17 protein-coding genes and 1 pseudogene are annotated in these 16889 nt (G+C 54.9%); 7 read left to right on the plus strand and 11 right to left on the minus strand.

The annotated features are described in order from the left end of the window. Nucleotides 1–44: 44 nt before the first annotated feature. From BC777_RS11220 to BC777_RS11235, 4 genes are all read right to left on the minus strand, one after another. Nucleotides 45–788 (minus strand): hypothetical protein, encoded by a 744-nt coding sequence (locus BC777_RS11220; protein WP_245834312.1) that lies wholly within the window; start codon nucleotides 786–788, stop codon nucleotides 45–47. 64 nt (nucleotides 789–852) lie between these two features. Next, nucleotides 853–1206 (minus strand): hypothetical protein, encoded by a 354-nt coding sequence (locus BC777_RS11225; RefSeq protein WP_100368283.1) that lies wholly within the window; start codon nucleotides 1204–1206, stop codon nucleotides 853–855. Nucleotides 1207–1611: 405 nt separating this feature from the next. Continuing rightward, the gene (locus BC777_RS11230) at nucleotides 1612–2163 is read right to left on the minus strand and encodes a 2OG-Fe(II) oxygenase (RefSeq protein WP_100368284.1); all 552 of its coding nucleotides are present in this window, start codon (nucleotides 2161–2163) and stop codon (nucleotides 1612–1614) included. Nucleotides 2164–2222: 59 nt separating this feature from the next. Next, a complete protein-coding gene (locus BC777_RS11235) occupies nucleotides 2223–2642 on the minus strand; it encodes a BLUF domain-containing protein (RefSeq protein WP_100368285.1) in 420 nt (139 codons plus the stop codon). A 481-nt stretch (nucleotides 2643–3123) separates the two neighbouring features. Here BC777_RS11235 and BC777_RS19535 point away from each other — a divergent pair. Next, a pseudogene (locus tag BC777_RS19535) lies at nucleotides 3124–3431 on the plus strand (tyrosine-type recombinase/integrase); the annotation flags it as partial. 138 nt (nucleotides 3432–3569) lie between these two features. Here the strand turns inward: BC777_RS19535 and BC777_RS11245 are convergent. From BC777_RS11245 to BC777_RS11265, 5 genes are all read right to left on the minus strand, one after another. Then, nucleotides 3570–4211 (minus strand): hypothetical protein, encoded by a 642-nt coding sequence (locus tag BC777_RS11245; RefSeq protein ID WP_133122545.1) that lies wholly within the window; start codon nucleotides 4209–4211, stop codon nucleotides 3570–3572. A gap of 12 nt (nucleotides 4212–4223) precedes the next feature. Further along, nucleotides 4224–4898: a HupE/UreJ family protein gene (locus BC777_RS11250; protein WP_100368287.1), complete on the minus strand. Its 675-nt coding sequence runs from the start codon at nucleotides 4896–4898 to the stop codon at nucleotides 4224–4226. After that, nucleotides 4882–5379 carry a DUF6644 family protein gene (locus tag BC777_RS11255; RefSeq protein ID WP_100368288.1) on the minus strand — a complete coding sequence of 166 codons (498 nt, stop codon included), beginning with the start codon at nucleotides 5377–5379 and terminating at the stop codon, nucleotides 4882–4884. The genes BC777_RS11250 and BC777_RS11255 overlap by 17 nt, the downstream gene beginning before the upstream one ends. Nucleotides 5380–5390: 11 nt before the next feature. After that, nucleotides 5391–5849 carry a hypothetical protein gene (locus tag BC777_RS11260; protein WP_100368289.1) on the minus strand — a complete coding sequence of 153 codons (459 nt, stop codon included), beginning with the start codon at nucleotides 5847–5849 and terminating at the stop codon, nucleotides 5391–5393. Nucleotides 5850–5928: 79 nt separating this feature from the next. Beyond that, a complete protein-coding gene (locus BC777_RS11265) occupies nucleotides 5929–7029 on the minus strand; it encodes a DUF6152 family protein (RefSeq protein ID WP_100368290.1) in 1101 nt (366 codons plus the stop codon). A 466-nt stretch (nucleotides 7030–7495) separates the two neighbouring features. Between BC777_RS11265 and BC777_RS11270 the strand changes: the two genes are divergently transcribed. From BC777_RS11270 to BC777_RS19450, 6 genes are all read left to right on the plus strand, one after another. Further along, nucleotides 7496–8311 carry an Lcl C-terminal domain-containing protein gene (locus BC777_RS11270; RefSeq protein WP_168769144.1) on the plus strand — a complete coding sequence of 272 codons (816 nt, stop codon included), beginning with the start codon at nucleotides 7496–7498 and terminating at the stop codon, nucleotides 8309–8311. 440 nt (nucleotides 8312–8751) lie between these two features. Next, entirely contained in the window at nucleotides 8752–10005 is a 1254-nt protein-coding gene (locus BC777_RS11275) for an efflux RND transporter periplasmic adaptor subunit (RefSeq protein WP_100368823.1), read from the plus strand. Continuing rightward, nucleotides 9995–10711, plus strand: coding sequence for an ABC transporter ATP-binding protein (locus BC777_RS11280; protein ID WP_100368292.1), 717 nt, complete (start codon nucleotides 9995–9997; stop codon nucleotides 10709–10711). The genes BC777_RS11275 and BC777_RS11280 overlap by 11 nt, the downstream gene beginning before the upstream one ends. Then, the gene (locus BC777_RS11285) at nucleotides 10711–11916 is read left to right on the plus strand and encodes an ABC transporter permease (protein ID WP_100368293.1); all 1206 of its coding nucleotides are present in this window, start codon (nucleotides 10711–10713) and stop codon (nucleotides 11914–11916) included. Before BC777_RS11280 ends, BC777_RS11285 begins: the two co-directional genes overlap by 1 nt. A 242-nt stretch (nucleotides 11917–12158) precedes the next feature. Continuing rightward, a complete protein-coding gene (locus BC777_RS19445) occupies nucleotides 12159–12452 on the plus strand; it encodes a helix-turn-helix domain-containing protein (RefSeq protein ID WP_211095369.1) in 294 nt (97 codons plus the stop codon). 18 nt (nucleotides 12453–12470) lie between these two features. Then, complete coding sequence (locus BC777_RS19450; RefSeq protein WP_281251805.1) at nucleotides 12471–12884, plus strand: ASCH domain-containing protein; 414 nt, start codon at nucleotides 12471–12473, stop codon at nucleotides 12882–12884. Between the two features lie 345 nt (nucleotides 12885–13229). On the opposite strand, the gene BC777_RS11295 is transcribed toward BC777_RS19450, so the two are convergent. Next, nucleotides 13230–13814, minus strand: a complete 585-nt coding sequence (locus BC777_RS11295) for a YdeI/OmpD-associated family protein (protein WP_100368294.1) — start codon at nucleotides 13812–13814, stop codon at nucleotides 13230–13232. Further along, entirely contained in the window at nucleotides 13814–16885 is a 3072-nt protein-coding gene (locus BC777_RS11300; protein WP_100368295.1) for an efflux RND transporter permease subunit, read from the minus strand. Before BC777_RS11300 ends, BC777_RS11295 begins: the two co-directional genes overlap by 1 nt. Between the last annotated feature and the right edge of the window lie 4 nt (nucleotides 16886–16889).

The raw sequence follows: 16889 nt of genomic DNA on the forward strand, positions 1-16889 counted from the left end.
GTCGTTCGACTAGGTGTTGAAGCAGACGTCTTGGTGCGACGCGCTTAGTTATTTAGAACGCACAGATCCTTGGATTTTTGGAAGTTCCGGTTGCATTCCCAACGGTTCTCAGACCTGTCAAGATGGGCGTTCGCGGGCATGTTAATCGCTTCGCATCCTTCACCCGACACTTCATAACCCCGCTGGCATTTCCATCCCTCGCCGTAAGAAGACTCGTCGAAATATGCGAACTCGGGGATAATCACGACCTCGCACAGACCATTCTGTTCGAAAAACCCACGTTCACATGACCAAGGCTGACCGTAGCGCGACCCGTTCAGATATCCGTTGGTGGGAACCACGATTGCAGTGCAACTGTTGTCCACCTTCTCAAACCCGCGTCCACACTCCCATGCGGACCCATCCGCCAGATAGGCATTTTCAGGTACAATGACCTCTTGGCAGGTATCGTCGACTTTGAGAAATCCGCGCAGGCAGCGCCAGCGTTCGCCTGAAGGGTCCAAGAACCCACCATCGGGAACAACCACCGCAACGCAGGCAACCTCGTCGACTTTACGAAAGCCATGATGGCATTCCCATCCGGATCCATAGGTGCGGTTTGTCTCATAGGCATTTTCGGGGACCACAATAGCAGCGCAGTTCTCGTCCATAAGCCGATACCCGACGTTGCATTCCCAACCGTCGCCGTAGCTCTTTGCGCTGGCGTTTTCCGGTATGGTTTGGGCAATGGCGGGCATTGCAAGGAGTAGCAGAGCAAAGACGGGGCCTATGAAAACGATCCAAAGCATTCGAGCTTCCGCCAACATAGGTGTCCCGCAAACTGTTGATGAGGATTGCAGCGACGCCTTTGAATCATGATCCATCCAACTCAAGCCCCGCTAAGCAAGCATCTGCGAGGTCACGGTCTGGCGTATCTGAACCGGGGCGGGTCGCCCAGCCCGTTTCCATCATTGCATTGCGGCGGCCAAAGCCGGAGACTTCTTGTAGAACCGCGAACTTCTCTGTGCGTTCTGGATCAGCCGCTGACATGTTGAGACACACCGGAACCATCGCTAACGTCACCTCTTCAGATGCCATGTCCTTTGCCATGGTTTCGGCGCTGTCGGTGGTCATCCAGCCACCCCAAGTGAATCCGGGGATAGAAACCGCAATTGCGCCACCCGCAGCACCGTAGATGCCGGGTTTCGTCCATTCTGGAAAAGTCATTTTTGGGTCCTTTGACGGAGAAAGCGCCGCCTCACTTTTTTGCACTGACAAAGCATTTTGTCTGTGCGGTCTTTAAGTTGCATCGCTTGATATGGCGCAGTTCATGTTTCGTCACAGGTCATGGATTTTGCGGACCACAAAAGCGGATAATCCTAACGCATGGGCGACGCGGTCGTGCGCGATAACTTCCCCAAGCGTCATATCCCTGTTTCGGCAAGTGACGGTCGAATTTCAAAGAAAGATAATTGCAATTGGCTCTGGCAGGCGATGCGCCGTTGCCGAAGAAGACCACAACTTTGTAACTGTCATATAGTCGCCTAGCGCCTAATTTACAATCCTAGCTAACCTGACCTTTTTCCCAACACCGCCGATCACTCAATCACCTGAACCTTTTTTGAGCGGCCTTCAACGAAACGGTGGGCCATGCGCCCAGACGGTCAGCGAGCGCCGAATGCCCCGCTTGATTGGCGTCACCTGATGCAGTGCAAAGCTTGGAAACACACTCACTGATCCCTGCGCCCGATTGGCCAAGAGGACGTGAGTATTTGGCCTGATTTCCAAGTCACCCCCGTCGTAGGTGTCCGGATTGCTCAATTGAAGCACAAGTGTGAGCTTTCTCTTACCAGCAGCGAGACCATGGCCAATGTCAGAATGCCAGGCAAAATGGCCACCTTTGGTTGCATCATATTTGGCTACTTGCGGGCTTTCCGCAAATTCGCGCACATCGAAATCAAACTGGTGCTTGTTGGAATGACTGACAAGCTCAATCAACCGGGTCATCACCCAGCTCAGGTCTCCGACATCGTCCACCCAAACGAGTTCCGCATTACGCAGATTGTGATCCCGATTGCGGCCCACAAGCAGCGCGTCATCGGTGGGGATATTGGCAATTGCCGCGACAATGTGATCACATTCCCCCGTGGTAAACGCATCGGGCACTGAGTGCACTGTCATCATTCCGCCCACCATTTACAAATCGTGGATCGCGTCTGCGGCGACGCGCGAAGGGGGTTGCATCAATGCAAACCCGGTTTCGCGGACCGATCCGATAGGCCTTTGAATACCTTTATGATTTCTGCTGGCTCCGCGCGATCAAGTGCCGCATCTGCGATTTCTTCTTCCGTCCAAATCCAAGTCTTTGCAGGATCATGAAGCATCGCCCAATTTGCAAACAACCTACTTTGTATCTTGCGATTCAAGAGCTCTTTAACCCCAGCATGCCGATCATCCCGACGAATTCGTGCGTAAGCTGCGCGCACTGGAACCTCCGGGCCTTCCAGTAGTTGGAGGTAGATGTCGTGTCGACAAACCAACGCGCCAGTAACGCCATCCCGCTCATTACAACGTCTGGCGTCGATCAAAATTCCTGCCAGTGTCGGCTCATCGAACCCGAACGGCTGTGACACATAAACGATCTGGATAAGGTTTGTGATGATTTGTCTCCCTGCGGGGTTAAGCGAAACATGAACTTACTTTGATAGAGGCACGATCACATCGCTTCAGGTGAAGACCGTAGGGCTTCGGCAACGCTGAGTCTCGACTAAAGCGAACGAACGGCCAATTAAGAGAAAATCGTCTCAACATCGAGATCCCTGCGCCGTGACCGCGCAGGTTCCCTGCTTGAGAAAGTATTGCAACGATACAAGGCAGCTTTGCCTGGAGGAGCGTGAGTCCGCTGGATTGGTCTCGCTGCATTTTTGCTGAGTGGCCGGTTTTTCTGCCGCATTGCAGCAACGAAGATCAAGAACTTATCGCATTTTGTACGCTGCGAGCGCGTGCAGCGAGAAACTGTGAACTCACAGGATGGGCGTTTTACGGCCCAATGCATCTGCAAATATTATGCATAAAGATAACGTCGGATAGCTGCCATTCAAATCTGCGGTAGTCTTGAGATGCCAGTGCGGCGCTGATGTTTGGGCATGGATCCGTTCGCCCGAAATGATCGGCTGCTTCATGTTACCAAGCCGATTCCGTGATCGACCTCAAATCTCAACGCGTCAGTATGGTCGACTTGTTCGTGATTGGGTGACAGCGGTTGGCCCGGAACCGAACGGATACGGCACCCACTCACTTCGGTGAACCAAAGCAGGAGAGATTTACCAAAAACAGGGAACCTCCGAGCGGTACACCTTCAGCTCGGGCACACGAAGATCAATAGCACCGTGCGCTACCTTGGCGTTGGTTTGGAAGACGCGTTGAGTATTGCTGAGCGGATCGATATCTGAACCATGTCGGCTGGCGGCACCTGCCGTTCGCCGATTTGATCCAGACCCACAGCCAGTTAGCGGCGAAAGCTGATTTCGAGCACAGCTTGTGAATTCGAAGTTCTCGCGCGGCCAGGCGTCCCCAGTTTGCTTGTAAGTTCAAAAGTCCACATTGGTTAGGACTTCGCCTTTCACGGCGCGATACATTTCTTTGTGTTCCTCCCAATACCCGCTGACCGTCAGGCGGACGGTGATAGGGCCCTCTTCAATGTTCATAAAGTAGAACCCGTGGTATCCTGGAAATGGAGCGGTGAAGGATCCGTGCTGCGCGGTGCCTTCGCCCCTTGCATAGGCCATTTCAAAGCCGTCTGGGTAGTCAGCGGCATCGTCTGTCGATGGGTGCCCGTGAAAGTCGTAATAGACCCCATCACCGACGGCATTCAAAACCTCCCAAGAATAGACGAACGTGGTATCTGCGGGCATGATGAATTTGTGTTCGATCTCGCCGTAGTCCTCGATCTCAATCTCGATGACTTCACTGTAGAACGGCGCGTCTTCTTGGTGGATCAGGCCTTGCACAGACATGTCGATCCGCTCTGCGGTCGGGTCATATTCGCCGATGTTGAATGCAAGGACGCCTTCAAAAGGGGCCGGTTCGTCAATGTTTTGCGCCATGGCTGTAAGGCCGAGTTTGTCGCCCAAACCGGTCGGGTCGATCCCGTATTCCGCAGGTAGAATGGCCACCACCAACAGCGCGCCACCGCCTACTGCGGCTGCAATTATTTTTGTCATAAGCGTCATTGAACATCTCCGTTATGTTGCAAAATAACCGACTGACTGCATGCCAAATAGCACCAGTCCAGCAGCAAGAAGGGCGACATTTGCGCCCGTCGCGATGTGTGTGAAGTCTGGCCGCTGTCGTAGCCACGCGAGGCCGCCAAACAACACGATCAACGCAATCACCTGTCCGATCTCAACACCGACGTTGAACGCAAGCATGTTGATGATCAAACCATCGGGCGACAGCGTCAGGTCTTGCAGTTTGCTCGACAGGCCCAGCCCGTGGACCAAGCCGAACCCGAAGACGGCTGACTTGGGATTGATCAAGCGGAAGACCTCAAGGTTTTCCAGCGCCTTGTAGCAAACAGACAGGCCGATGATGGCGTCGATCAGGTAGGTGTTGACGTATAACCCTGACAGCACCCCGAACAGTAGAGTGATGGAATGGCCAACGGCAAAAAGGCTGACAAAGGTCACGACATCGCGCAGTCGTCTCAGAAAGAAGATCACACCGGCTAGATAGAATAGGTGGTCGTAGCCGGTAACCATGTGCTTTGCACCCAGATACACGAATGGGCCGATATGGACCCCAGATGCATTTGCCAAAAACCCTTGGTCTTGGGTCGCAACACCGTGCGCGGATGTCGTCGTGGCCAAGAACACGGCTAGCCCTAAACCCAATAGCGCGGCTTTACAGGTCTTCGACATAGGGAATGAACCGCCCCAGAATGATGATGCAGGACCAGATTATCAGGGACAACCACGCGATGACGTGTGCCCCGCCTATAAGATCAGCAGATGTGACCCCCGCATCCATTTGCGGTTTGATGCGCCGCACAAAATAGGCGGTGTTCAGGCCAGCCAAAACGATCAAACCCATCTTGGCCCAGAACGCATTGTTCACGAGGTATCGGTCTGAGTCCCCGACAATGAACAACAGGCCCGTGACTAGATTGATCGCAAACCCGATAAGCGCAAAGCGCACGAAGACGTCAACCCGATCGATAGGCACGGATCGCGCCAGACCAACGATGCGTAGATCGACAACGAGAAGCGACCCGAACAACAGGCAAAGCCCCATGAAATGCGACATTTCCAACAGAGGAAAAACAAACCGGTTGTCCATCACAAACCCGTTCAACGCAGTCGCGTTCAGGGAGTCGATGACCCAAGTCAGTAACGTATCCATCGGGTGCCTCCTTACGCCAAATAGCCGATCAGGCGGCCTGAAATGATAGCTGCGATCCAAGTGGCCATCGCCACCCCAGCCAGTCTACGGTGAGCGAGCGAAACGTCGTCAGAACGTGCAATGCATATCCGCACGAGCCGCCATGTGAGCATCAACCCCAACACAACCAGCACGAGTTTTGCCCGAAAGGCCCAGTTAAAGAACAACTCAGATGCTCCACCCAAAAACAAAGCTGTCCCCGACAGCAGATTCAGAACAAATCCACCAACAGCCACGTGCCAATAGGGCGTCATTGCGGTGACGGGTATGTTGGGCGCAAACCCCAACACACGGATCGTCAGCATCATGGCAATCCCAACCATCGTGGCCATACCAATGGCGTGCAGCGATAACACGATGGGATAGCCCCACATCGTGCTGGAAACCGTTGTTCCAATAAAAGAGTCTTCGAGCCAGAAGAGCGTTTCCATCTAGACAACTTTCTGCTGTTTCAGTCCCGCACCGCGCATGCGAAAAGCAGGAGGTGTGTTCTGAGTGAGGAAACGTCGGCTATTCTGTCCGCTCGTTCGTGAGGTCATCACAGGCGTAGGGTTCATAGGAATCGGCTGTTAGCGTGACCTCGTCTGACCCCTCGAATGGTGCTTCGAGGTAGGCTGGATCGATGAAGGCATATTCCCGCGTCAGCACAGTGCCATCGTCGCTCAGGGTGAACTGCTCGGTCACGGTCAGCTCCTCGCTGTTTTTGACGGCTTGCGGTCCACCGCGACCTTCAGGGCGCTGTGGGCGATCAGCAGCTTCCTCATCGTCAATAACAAGGCCTGCCCGACCGCCGATGGGGGCCATGATCCAGCCTTCATCAAAGCCAGTCGTCGTCACAACCAAGGTGTCGCCGTCCCATTCGCCCACAGAAAATCCGGCACGGTTGGGCACGAAATCTTCGGGCATATCGCTGCCATCAAGATGGATGGTGCGCACCAAATCCATAAAGCCATATGTCATGGTGATTTCGGTGTCTGACTGCGCGATGGAATTTACCATCCCGTTAAACACCCAATCCATTGCAATGTTGCTTATCTGGCAATTGAACCGTGGATTATCGGCCGGGCTTGCGTCTGCTACAGCCGCCATGCCGGCGTCGGTCAGCGTTACCGTAGGCCGTCCGCCGCGCCGTTCCTGCGGATTGGCCATCGCCCAGTTTCCATCAATGTTTGGAGTTCCATCTTCGCGCTCGATCTGGCGTTCTGCAACATTGATGGTGCCGTCGTCGCCAAATGTGCTGTCGCGATCAGCTGTCACTCCGTTTGCAAAGGTGATCTGGTTCATCAGGCAAGTCGTCGGATCATCGCGATCAGGTGATCCACTGATCGTGATCTCACTGCCGATCTCGAACATCTCTTCGGTCCAGCCGCTGCGTTTCAACAATGACCCCGAAGTCAATTCGCAGCGCATATTGACCACTTCGCCTGCGGCGTCGGTGACATCAAAATAGACATAGGCATGAGGGTTCACGAGGCGGATCCGCGTGATCTGACCGGACACTTCAATTGTCTGGCTCGTGTCAAACTGGCCGCTGACACCGTGGTGGGCCAGTGCGGCCAGCGGCAAGATCGACAATGTCGCGGTTAGTCCAAGGCTTCGTAAACTTAACATGGTTTGGTTTCCTCATTTGACTATCGGGCGAGCATCGCACTGCCTCGGTCATGGGAATTCAACGCATGAGGTAAAAGTTTCCGTCGGGTCATAAATGGCGGACATACGCGACGGTAGTATTTTCAGTGCATTGAATTCAAACTTGGAAACCACAGTCCACCGCGGAGAATTTACGCTTCGCTCGCATCAGACCAGTTGCTGCAAAATAACGCCATCAAGAGCAAACGGCCCCTTGGTGACCCCGTGCGCAACCCACGGGGCTTCCTTGGTCAGGTCGCTTCCGGAAGCTGACAAAAACCGTGATGGAAATAGGTGGGGCGAACGTTACATCTTCGAACAAAGCTCTAGACCCGACAATGACGACAGGGGGATACCTGAGATAAAGTGTATATACCGACAACTCTTGCTTGCATGTGCCTTCATCACATCCTCAGCTTCTGCTGCGTCCGCAGATGCGACATATCCATTGACCGATACCGGACAAGACACCTGCTATGAAACGGAAAGCGAAATTGCCTGCCCTGACGTTGGCGATGCCTTTTTCGGGCAGGATGCGCAATTTGTCGACACGCCCCAAAGTTTCACCGACGATAAAGACGGGAGTGTGACCGACAATGTGACAAGCCTTGTCTGGCAGCAAGACCCCGATGACCACCGTCTCGGTTGGCAGGCCGCACAGGATTACTGGGCTACGCTGGACCTTTCTGGACGAGACGATTGGCGCGTTCCCAACCTGAAAGAGCTGTTCAGGACCAGCGATTTCAGCACGGGTTTGCCCTATCTTGATACGAACGTCTTCATCCTTGATGGCTGCGGGAAAGACCAGCAATTCTGGTCGAGAAATTTCTACCAAGTGGGCACCGCTCACGGCGGCGCGCCATCGGCATTCGGCGTAAATCATGCGACCGGCCATATCAAAGCCTACCCCGCGGAGGGTGGGACGTCGGGGGCGGCTGAAACCTTGGACGCACCTCCTCCACCTCGTGATAGTGCAGCGGAAGGCGAAGAAATGGGCACCAATGACTTCGTCGATGTCGGCGACGGCGCGGTTCTTGATGCTGCGACCCGGCTGATGTGGGCCAAGGCCCACGCGGGAACACGGATGAATTGGGAAGATGCATTGGCCTACGTTGCCCGGATGAACACCGAAGGCTATCTTGGACATGACGACTGGCGACTGCCCAATATTCGTGAGCTGCAAAGCATCGTCGATTATTCTGGCGTGTTCCCCGCAGTCAATGGCGACATATTTGAGACCGAAGGGGCCGATACCTACTTCTAGTCATCGACGTCCGCTTACATCAGCCTCAACGATCCGACCCACTATTTTGCGTGGTATGTAGCTTTCGGCTATGCGCCCGATCCGGACGGCGAAGATATCCACGGTGCGGGAGCGGTGCGCTTCAGTGGCAAGTCCGAAAACTCTCCGGCCGCTGAAGGCAATGGATGGTCCCTGAATGCGGTCCGTCTTGTGCGTGACGCAGACTGATCCAACAGATGTCATGTCCAAGTCGGGAAAGATGCCAGTTGTCTACAATGAGGCCGCCAAGAGCACCGAACAGCCCTTGATTTTGGTCAATGCAAGATTCGCATGACACCGTACATCCAATGCAGAAATGGGCCTCGCGCCCAGACCGGATCTTGGACGTCTTCTGGAATGCGATGGATGACGCCACAAACAACATTGCAAAGCTTATCAAAGCAACTGCGGGACAGACGATAATGACGAACGAAAGTGATGAACTCGCCAAGACTCTCGGCCTTGGTTCCAAAAAGAGGTGGCCTTGGCGGTTGCTTGCGGTTGTCGCAATCGTCGCGGTCGGTCTTGCGGTATGGGTGTTTGTGCCGATTGGAACGTCCGCAGACAGATCCGTGTATGTGACAGAGACCGTGGGCCGTGGCGACATTCAGGTCTCGGTTTCCGCAACCGGTACAATTGAGCCGACCGATCTGGTCGAAGTCTCTAGCGAGCTTTCGGGCACGATCACTCAGGTTCACGTTGATTACAACGACACGGTTGAAGTTGGTTCGCATCTGGCAGACCTGGATACGTCACGGCTTGAGGCGCAGCTGGCGTTACAAAATGCGTCTTTGGCGTCGGCTGAGGCGCAGATTGCTATCGCCGAGGTCACGCTGAGGGAGACGCGCACAGAGTACGAACGCGGACTTGAAATGCAGCAGCGTGGCATCGAATCTGAACAGGCCTTTGCGGCGCAAGAAGCCGCCTTTGATCGCGCTCGGGCTGACTTGTCGTCGGCCAGGGCGGCACGCGATTTGGCACAAGCCAATGTTGATTTGGTTCAGATTGATCTCTCAAAGTCCTGTATCTGTTCACCTATCGATGGTGTGGTTCTGGATCGTGCCGCAGATGAAGGGCAAATCGTAGCGGCATCGCTTGAGGCGCCGATCCTTTTTACAATTGCCGGGGACCTGACGCGCATGGAGCTTCAGATCGATATCGACGAGTCCGATATCGGCCGCGTCGAAGTGGGCCAACCGGTCATATTCACGGTCGAGGCATACGGTGACCGCGAGTTTCCCGCCGAGATGTCCGCGTTGCGCTTTGCTTCTGAAAATGATGATGGGATCGTGACCTATAAGGGTATCCTGTCACTCGACAATAGCGAAATGGTTTTGCTCCCCGGCATGACGGCGACTGCGGATATCATTGTGGCCTCGCAGACGGATGTGCTGGTCGTGTCCAACTCGGCCCTGCGCTACACACCGCCGCAAGAGCTTGAGGAGAGCGAGAGCAGCGGCAGCGGGCTTTTGGGACTGGTTCTCCCAAGTCGGCCCAGCGAAACAGGTGCTACCCGGTTGTCGGCTGAGTCTGCATCTGTGTGGGTGCTGCGCGATGGCATCGCTGTCGAGGTGCCAGTCCAAACCGGCGAAACAGACGGTTATATCACCGAAATCCTGTCCGGCGACCTGACTGAGGGCGATCAGGTTATTGAGGATCGGATCGATGCCGAATAATGCGCGACCCCCACTGATCGAACTGTGCGATATTACGCGCGTCTATGGCATGGGTGAGGCCGAAGTACATGCCTTGGACGGCGTGACCTTGCGGATTGAAACCGGTGAGTTTGTCGCGATCATGGGGCCTTCGGGGTCGGGCAAGTCCACTGCATTGAATGTGCTTGGCTTTCTCGACCGCCCGACCTCGGGCGCCTACAATTTCCACGGTACTGACGTTGCAAACCTCAACCGCGATCAGCGCGCACTACTTCGGCGCAATTATTTGGGCTTTGTCTTTCAGGGCTACAACCTTCTGCCAAGGATGAGCGCGATGCAGAACGTAGAACTGCCCCTGATCTACAAGGGCATCAGCCGCAGCGACCGCGAGGAACGTGCTCGGGTCGCATTAGAAAAGGTCGGGCTGGCTGGCCGTGCAAACCACGATCCGTCTGAACTGTCGGGTGGCCAACAACAGCGCGTGGCGATTGCCCGCGCGCTTGCCGGCGATCCGCAGGTGGTCTTGGCCGATGAACCGACAGGTAACCTGGACACCAAGCTATCGATCGAGATCATGGAGCTTTTGCAAAACCTTAACAAAGACGAAGGGCTGACGATCATCATGGTTACCCATGAACGCGAGATGGCCGACTATGCCCGCCGCCTCATCTGGATGGTCGACGGAAAAGTGGACTCCGACCGCCTAACGGCCAAAGGAGCGGCGTGATGCTTTGGGAAACCTTTAAGCTGGCCTTTCAGGCGATTCTGCGCAATCCGATGCGGTCTTTCCTGACCGTGCTTGGCGTGGTGATCGGCGTCGCCGCTGTCATCGCTATGGTGACAATCGGCAACGGCTCAACCGCGCAGGTGACGGCAGATGTGGAGACCTTTGGCGCAAATCGCCTGATGTTGTCACCCGGACAGGGACGGATGGGACCAGGCAGCGGCAGTGACTCGGTGCAGCCTTTCGCCCAGAGTGACGTTGACAAGATTGTCGACCAACTCTCCAGCATCGAGATCGCGGTACCCACGTCGACAAGCCAATTGGTGGCAGTCTATGGCAACGAAAACTACCAAACCAGCGTGACCGGCACGAACTCGGGTTATCTTGTCGTCGCAGAATGGACCCTTTCGGCCGGGCGTTCATTCACCGAGTCAGATGAAACCGGCAAAGCCGTCTGCATCCTTGGCGCAACCGTTGTCGAGGAGTTGTTCGGCAACGCAGATCCGTTGGGCGAGGATATCCGCCTCGAAAACATCTCCTGCGAGGTGATCGGTGTCCTGGAGGCAAAGGGCGCGTCGACCTTTGGTACCGATCAGGACGATCTGGTGCTCATCCCCTTCAAAACATACGCCCGCCGAATATCGGGCAGCGCTGACGTCAGCATGATCTCCCTCTCCATGCGCGATGGTGTTTCGACAGATCGCGCCGTGAATGACGTCACTATGCTGATGCGCGAAATTCGCCGCATTGATCCCGGCGAGGAGGATGATTTTACCGTCAACACGATGGAACAGTTGTCCTCGATGCTCACTGGGATCAGCGATGTGCTGACTGGCTTACTGTCGGCAGTGGCGGCAGTGTCGCTGCTTGTGGGGGGGATCGGGATCATGAACATCATGCTGGTGTCTGTCACCGAGCGTACACGCGAAATTGGCATTCGGATGGCCGTAGGGGCACAAGCAAGTCAGGTGCTGCTGCAATTTCTCGTCGAAGCCATTGTTCTTTCGGTGCTTGGCGGCGCAATTGGGATCGCCTTGGGCATGGGACTTGCGGCAGTGGGTGCAATTCTACTGGACATCCCCTTCATCCCCGATCCGGGCATTATCGCCTTGGCTTTCGCTTTTTCGGCAGCCGTCGGAATTGTCTTCGGTTACTTCCCCGCGCGCGCGGCAGCGCGTTTGGACCCCATAGAAGCACTGCGACACTAAGGGCATCGGTCGGTAACGCGTTTGCCATGAGTCCCATTGGTCACTTATCGGCAGATGGATATGGGAGAGGATGCGCATCTTCGCCAGCAGTAATCGGTTCTGAATAGCGTACTACCAAGTATTCTTTGCGTGGAATGTTGTGGACGCCTACAAGACCTCAAAAATAGGGGGTAAGATATGGGCAAACTCACAGGACAGATCGTCGAAGCAAAGGCGGTGCCAAGCCACAGGGTGTAGCATCCGTGCGCCCTGAGCTGCGCAGGCTGCGCCTGCTAGCCGGTTTGACCCAAGATCAGATCGCAGAGCGCATGGCCATTCAACAGGCGGCAATCTCAAAGATTGAAAAGGGTGGCGAAATTTATCTCAGCACCGTGCAACGCTATACCGAAGCTCTTGGGGCCTCTCTGCGCCTGAACGCCCATTTTCCCGTGGATGCGCCATTCTCAGCGCGTCTCAATGGTGCGTTCGACATAGAACAGGGACATGATGATCAACTTGTGCTGCCTTTACTTGGAGATGAGCCTTTCAAACCGTAGCGCGACGTCGTTCTTTCGATCAAACCCGTTTACTCCGAGAAAATCTTGGCTGGCCGCAAGACTGTCGAACTCAGGCGCCGTTTCCCGGTCGCTGCGCCGAATGGCGCATTAGCTTATATCTATTCGAGTTCACCTGTGAAGGCGATGGTCGGCACGGCATCTATCCGGGATGTTCTGAAACTTCCAGTGGAACAGATCTGGACAGAGTTTGAGAGCACGGCCTTTATCGAGCGGCCCCATTTTGAAAAGTATTCTGATGGCCTTGATCACGGGTTTGCCGTGGTCTTTGACGAAGTGAAAGCTTTCTCCCGGCCCCTTCCGCTCAGCGAACTTCGCGAAAAGTTTGGCTTTAAGCCTCCACAATCCTTCCTCTACGCCAAGAACGATCTGAGAAAGGCCCTTCAATATGAGCCAGCAATCGTATCTCATTGATACCAAAATTCTAATCGGGCTCGAAGATAATCATACAGTTGAGGCGGCGTATCCGGCCCCTGTTCCAAGCAGGGTGGAGCGCGCGAATGGCGGGTAAGTTTGGTGTTTCCGTGACTGATCCTCCGATCCGCCATTCCCTCCCAAGACGACAACCCGACGTTGACCGAAGCAACATATCACAGGATGCTGCAAGCGCGCTTGTGGCAGCAATGAGCCCACAATGATCGATGCTGCAGTGTGCATGAATGTCGGCTTAGGCATGAACAACAAATCAAATGCGTTTCCGACTACCAAGGTCTATCGTCTCGTTGGATTGCCAGCAAAACTAGAAATCTGTCGATGAGACTACATCTGCGGAATTTTCTCGTTCCGCGCCGTGTAGTCAACAATTTGTGCAACCCGCTTGGTCCGTGTTTGTGGTGTCTTGGCAAGCTTCACCCAGCGTAACAAATTACGTCTGTAAGACTGCGCGCTTTGATCGAAGTTCTGCGCCGCAATTGGTGTGGCATCAAGTGCTGCGCGCAAATCTTCAGGCACGATCAGGGCATCCACATCCGCCCAATAATCCCAAAGTCCGTTTTCCTTGGACGCTGCAATTGATTTCAACCCGGCATCGGTCATTCGCCCATCCGCAATCAGCTGCGCGGCACGATCCTTATAGCTTTTGGCCCAAGCTTGGGTCTGTCGTGGTCCAATGATTTGCATGGTTCGGTCATCATCCAATTTGCGCCGAATGCCGTCGATCCATCCAAATGCAATAACTTCATCCAAGATATCCTGCGTGGACACATACTTGTCAGGCACGCTCTTCTTAAACGTCACCAGCCAGACGTTTTCCGGCTGAGTGTGATGCGCGGTGAGCCAATCGCGTAGCTCTGCAACAGAGCTAACTTGCACGTTCTCAAAACGCTCTGTCGGGATTCCGGTCATTACGCTACTGCCAATGCGCTGGCGGCACGTTTGTCGGCGCGTCGTTCTTTGCGCAGATATGTGTGGTAGAGCACCGGCACGCCGATCAGCGTCAGGATAGACGCAAAGCCCAATCCGCCCATGATCGTCACCGCCATCGCTGCAAAGAAACCATCCGCCAATAGCGGCAGCATCCCAAGGATCGTCGTCCCAGCAGCCAGCACAACGGGTCGCAATCGACTTACACTTGCAGTAATGATCGCCTTGTCTTGCGGCAATCCTTCTGCTTTCTGCGCGTCGATCTCCTCAACCAGCACAATCGCATTTTTGATCAACATACCAGACAAGGACAACAGTCCCAGCATCGCAGTAAAGCTGAACGCAAGGTTGGCATACAGCAGGCCAAGCGCCACGCCATTGATCGCCATTGGCACGATTGTCCAGATAACCGCCGTTTGGCGCAGTTTGCCGAACAGCAGAACGGTGATCAGCAGCATGGTTCCGAAGGCCAGCGGCATTTGACGGCCCAGTGATGCTTGTGCTTCGCCAGCGCTCTCAAACTCGCCACCCCATTCAAGGCGGTAGCCAACGGGCAGATCAATCGCTTCGATCAGGGGGCGGATTTCACCAAAAACAGCTGGTGGTGTTAGCCCGTCGATGACGTTCGCTTGCACAGTGATTGTCGGGACACGGTTGCGCCGCTCAATGACCGGGTTTTCAGCGACCACTGCAAACCCATCAATGACTTGGCTTAACGGCAGATAGCCCCCGATGGCGTTTGAATAAACAATCTGGTCCAGAAGTTGACCGTTACGTGCGGTCTCTTCGCGTGGCGTGCGCACGATAATGTCGATCAGGCGGTCTCGTTCGCGGTAAGTGCCTGCGGGTATCCCGTTCGTGGCCAGCGCAATGGCATTTGCCACATCGCTGCGTGCTATCCCGGCGGCCTGTGCGCGGTCTTCCGCATAGATGGGGCGCGTTATGATCTCGCGTTCGCGCCAGTCACTATGCTCGCTATGCAAAAGCGGCGTGGCCGTACGCAAAATATCTTCGGCTTGTGTCGCCAGCGCACGCAGTACGTCGGGGTCGGGCCCTGAAAAGCGCGCCTCGATATCGGAACTGACAGGTGGGCCATAGATAATACGTGTCGTTTGCAGTTCAGCCCATGGCAGCGCTTCGATCCCGAACTGGTCCAGTTCGGCACGTAACGCAGGGATTGCCTCTGGCGATGTGGCGCGGATCACCAGTTGCCCATAAGAGCTATCAGCACGCGCTGGATTATAAGTCAGGATAAAACGCGTCAGTCCTTGCCCGATGGTCGCCGTCACATCTGCAACATCATCCCGGGCCAAAAGCCAGTCTTCGATGACTTTCAAATCGTTTGAAACTTCGCCAATTGCGGTGCCTTGGGCCGCCTTATACTCAAGGTAAAACAGCGGCGTTGTTGCGGGTGGAAAGAACTGTTGCTTGACTTGCGCAAAGGCCATCACGCACGCGACAGTCGTGCCGATCAACCCTGCAATGACCAACCATCGCAGCTTGAGCGCCCAGCTGACGACGCCGCCATAGGCGCGAAATACAGGGCCGTCATAGCCAGTATCATTGCCGACCAAACCGCCCGTTTTGAACAAATAGTGACCCAACAGCGGCGTCACTGTCACGGCGACAAACCATGATAGCAACAGCGAGATCGCGATCACCGCAAAAAGCGAGAACATGAACTCGCCCGTGGCGTCAGGTGACAGACCAATCCCCGCAAAGGCCATGATGCCAATAATCGTCGCCCCCAGCAGCGGGATTTGAGTTTTCTTTGATGCAGTATCAGCAGCTTCGCGCGAGGAGCGTCCTTTGCGCATTTCCTGTTGCATGCCTTCCGCAATGACGATGCCATTGTCGACCAGCATACCCATCGCGATAATCAATGCGCCAAGGCTGATCCGTTCGACTTTGACGTCAAACAAATACATGAAAAAGAAGGTGGATGTGACGGTTAGCAACAGTGACACGCCAACCACAACAGCAGCGCGCGGTCCCATAAACAGCGCCAGAACCCCAATCACAACACCTACAGACATCGCTAGCGACACAAGGAAGCTGCCGTTGGCATCGTCCACTACGCGATGTTGTTCATAGATAGGCGTGACCGTGATGCCGACCGGCAAGAGGTCTTCCAGGACCTTGAGTTCCGCCTCTACCCTCTGCCCGACAGTCACAATATTCTCAGATAGCAAGCCAGACACACCAAGGGTTAACACCTCTTGACCGTTGTGGCGCAGAATGTGTTCGGGATCATCAACGCGGCCGCGGCTGACTTCGGCGATATCAAGCAGGTTCAGAACCTCGCCCTGAAATCCAAACGTCAGACCGCTGATCTCGCTTACACTGTCCTCTGCCGAGGGCCCTTGAATGCGCAGATTGGCGCTTCCGTTGCTGACAAATCCTGTTGGGTTAATCGCCGTTGACGCGCTGATCGCGCCAATGATCAGCCCTGGATCAATGCCAAGGGATGATACGATCTGCGAGGATGGTTCGACAAAGATCGCCTCTTCCGGGAGGCCTTGAATTTCAACGTTTGCCACGCCTTCGACGGTCAGCAAGTCGCGGCGCATAAAGGTTGCGATGTCCCATATTTCGGCGTCCGAAAACCCGGGCGCCGATACCGCGTATAGAATGCCGAACACGTCACCAAAGTCGTCGTTGACGATGGAGGGCAAGGCACCATTTGGCAATGCTGCACTGGCATCTTCCACGCGGTCGCGCAAATCGTCCCAAATTTGCGGCAACTCGTCGCCGCCAAATTGGTCTTTGACCTCAACCTCGATAACAGAGCTACCTTGGGTGTTACGCGATGTGACGGTTTTGATTTCATCCATCTGCTGGATTTCGGCTTCCAGCACTTCTGATATTTCTGTCGCCACCTCTGCTGCCGTCGCGCCAGGATAAGGTGTAATAACCAATGCAGATTTGAGGGTGAACGTGGGGTCTTCAAGCTTGCCGACCGACAAGTACCCTACCGCGCCACCGATCAGGGCGAAGGCCATGAAAAGCCACGTGTAGATCGGATACTCAATCGAGAAACGCGCGATTTTCATCAAC

The organism is Yoonia maricola (genome assembly GCF_002797915.1).
Lineage (GTDB): Bacteria > Pseudomonadota > Alphaproteobacteria > Rhodobacterales > Rhodobacteraceae > Yoonia > Yoonia maricola.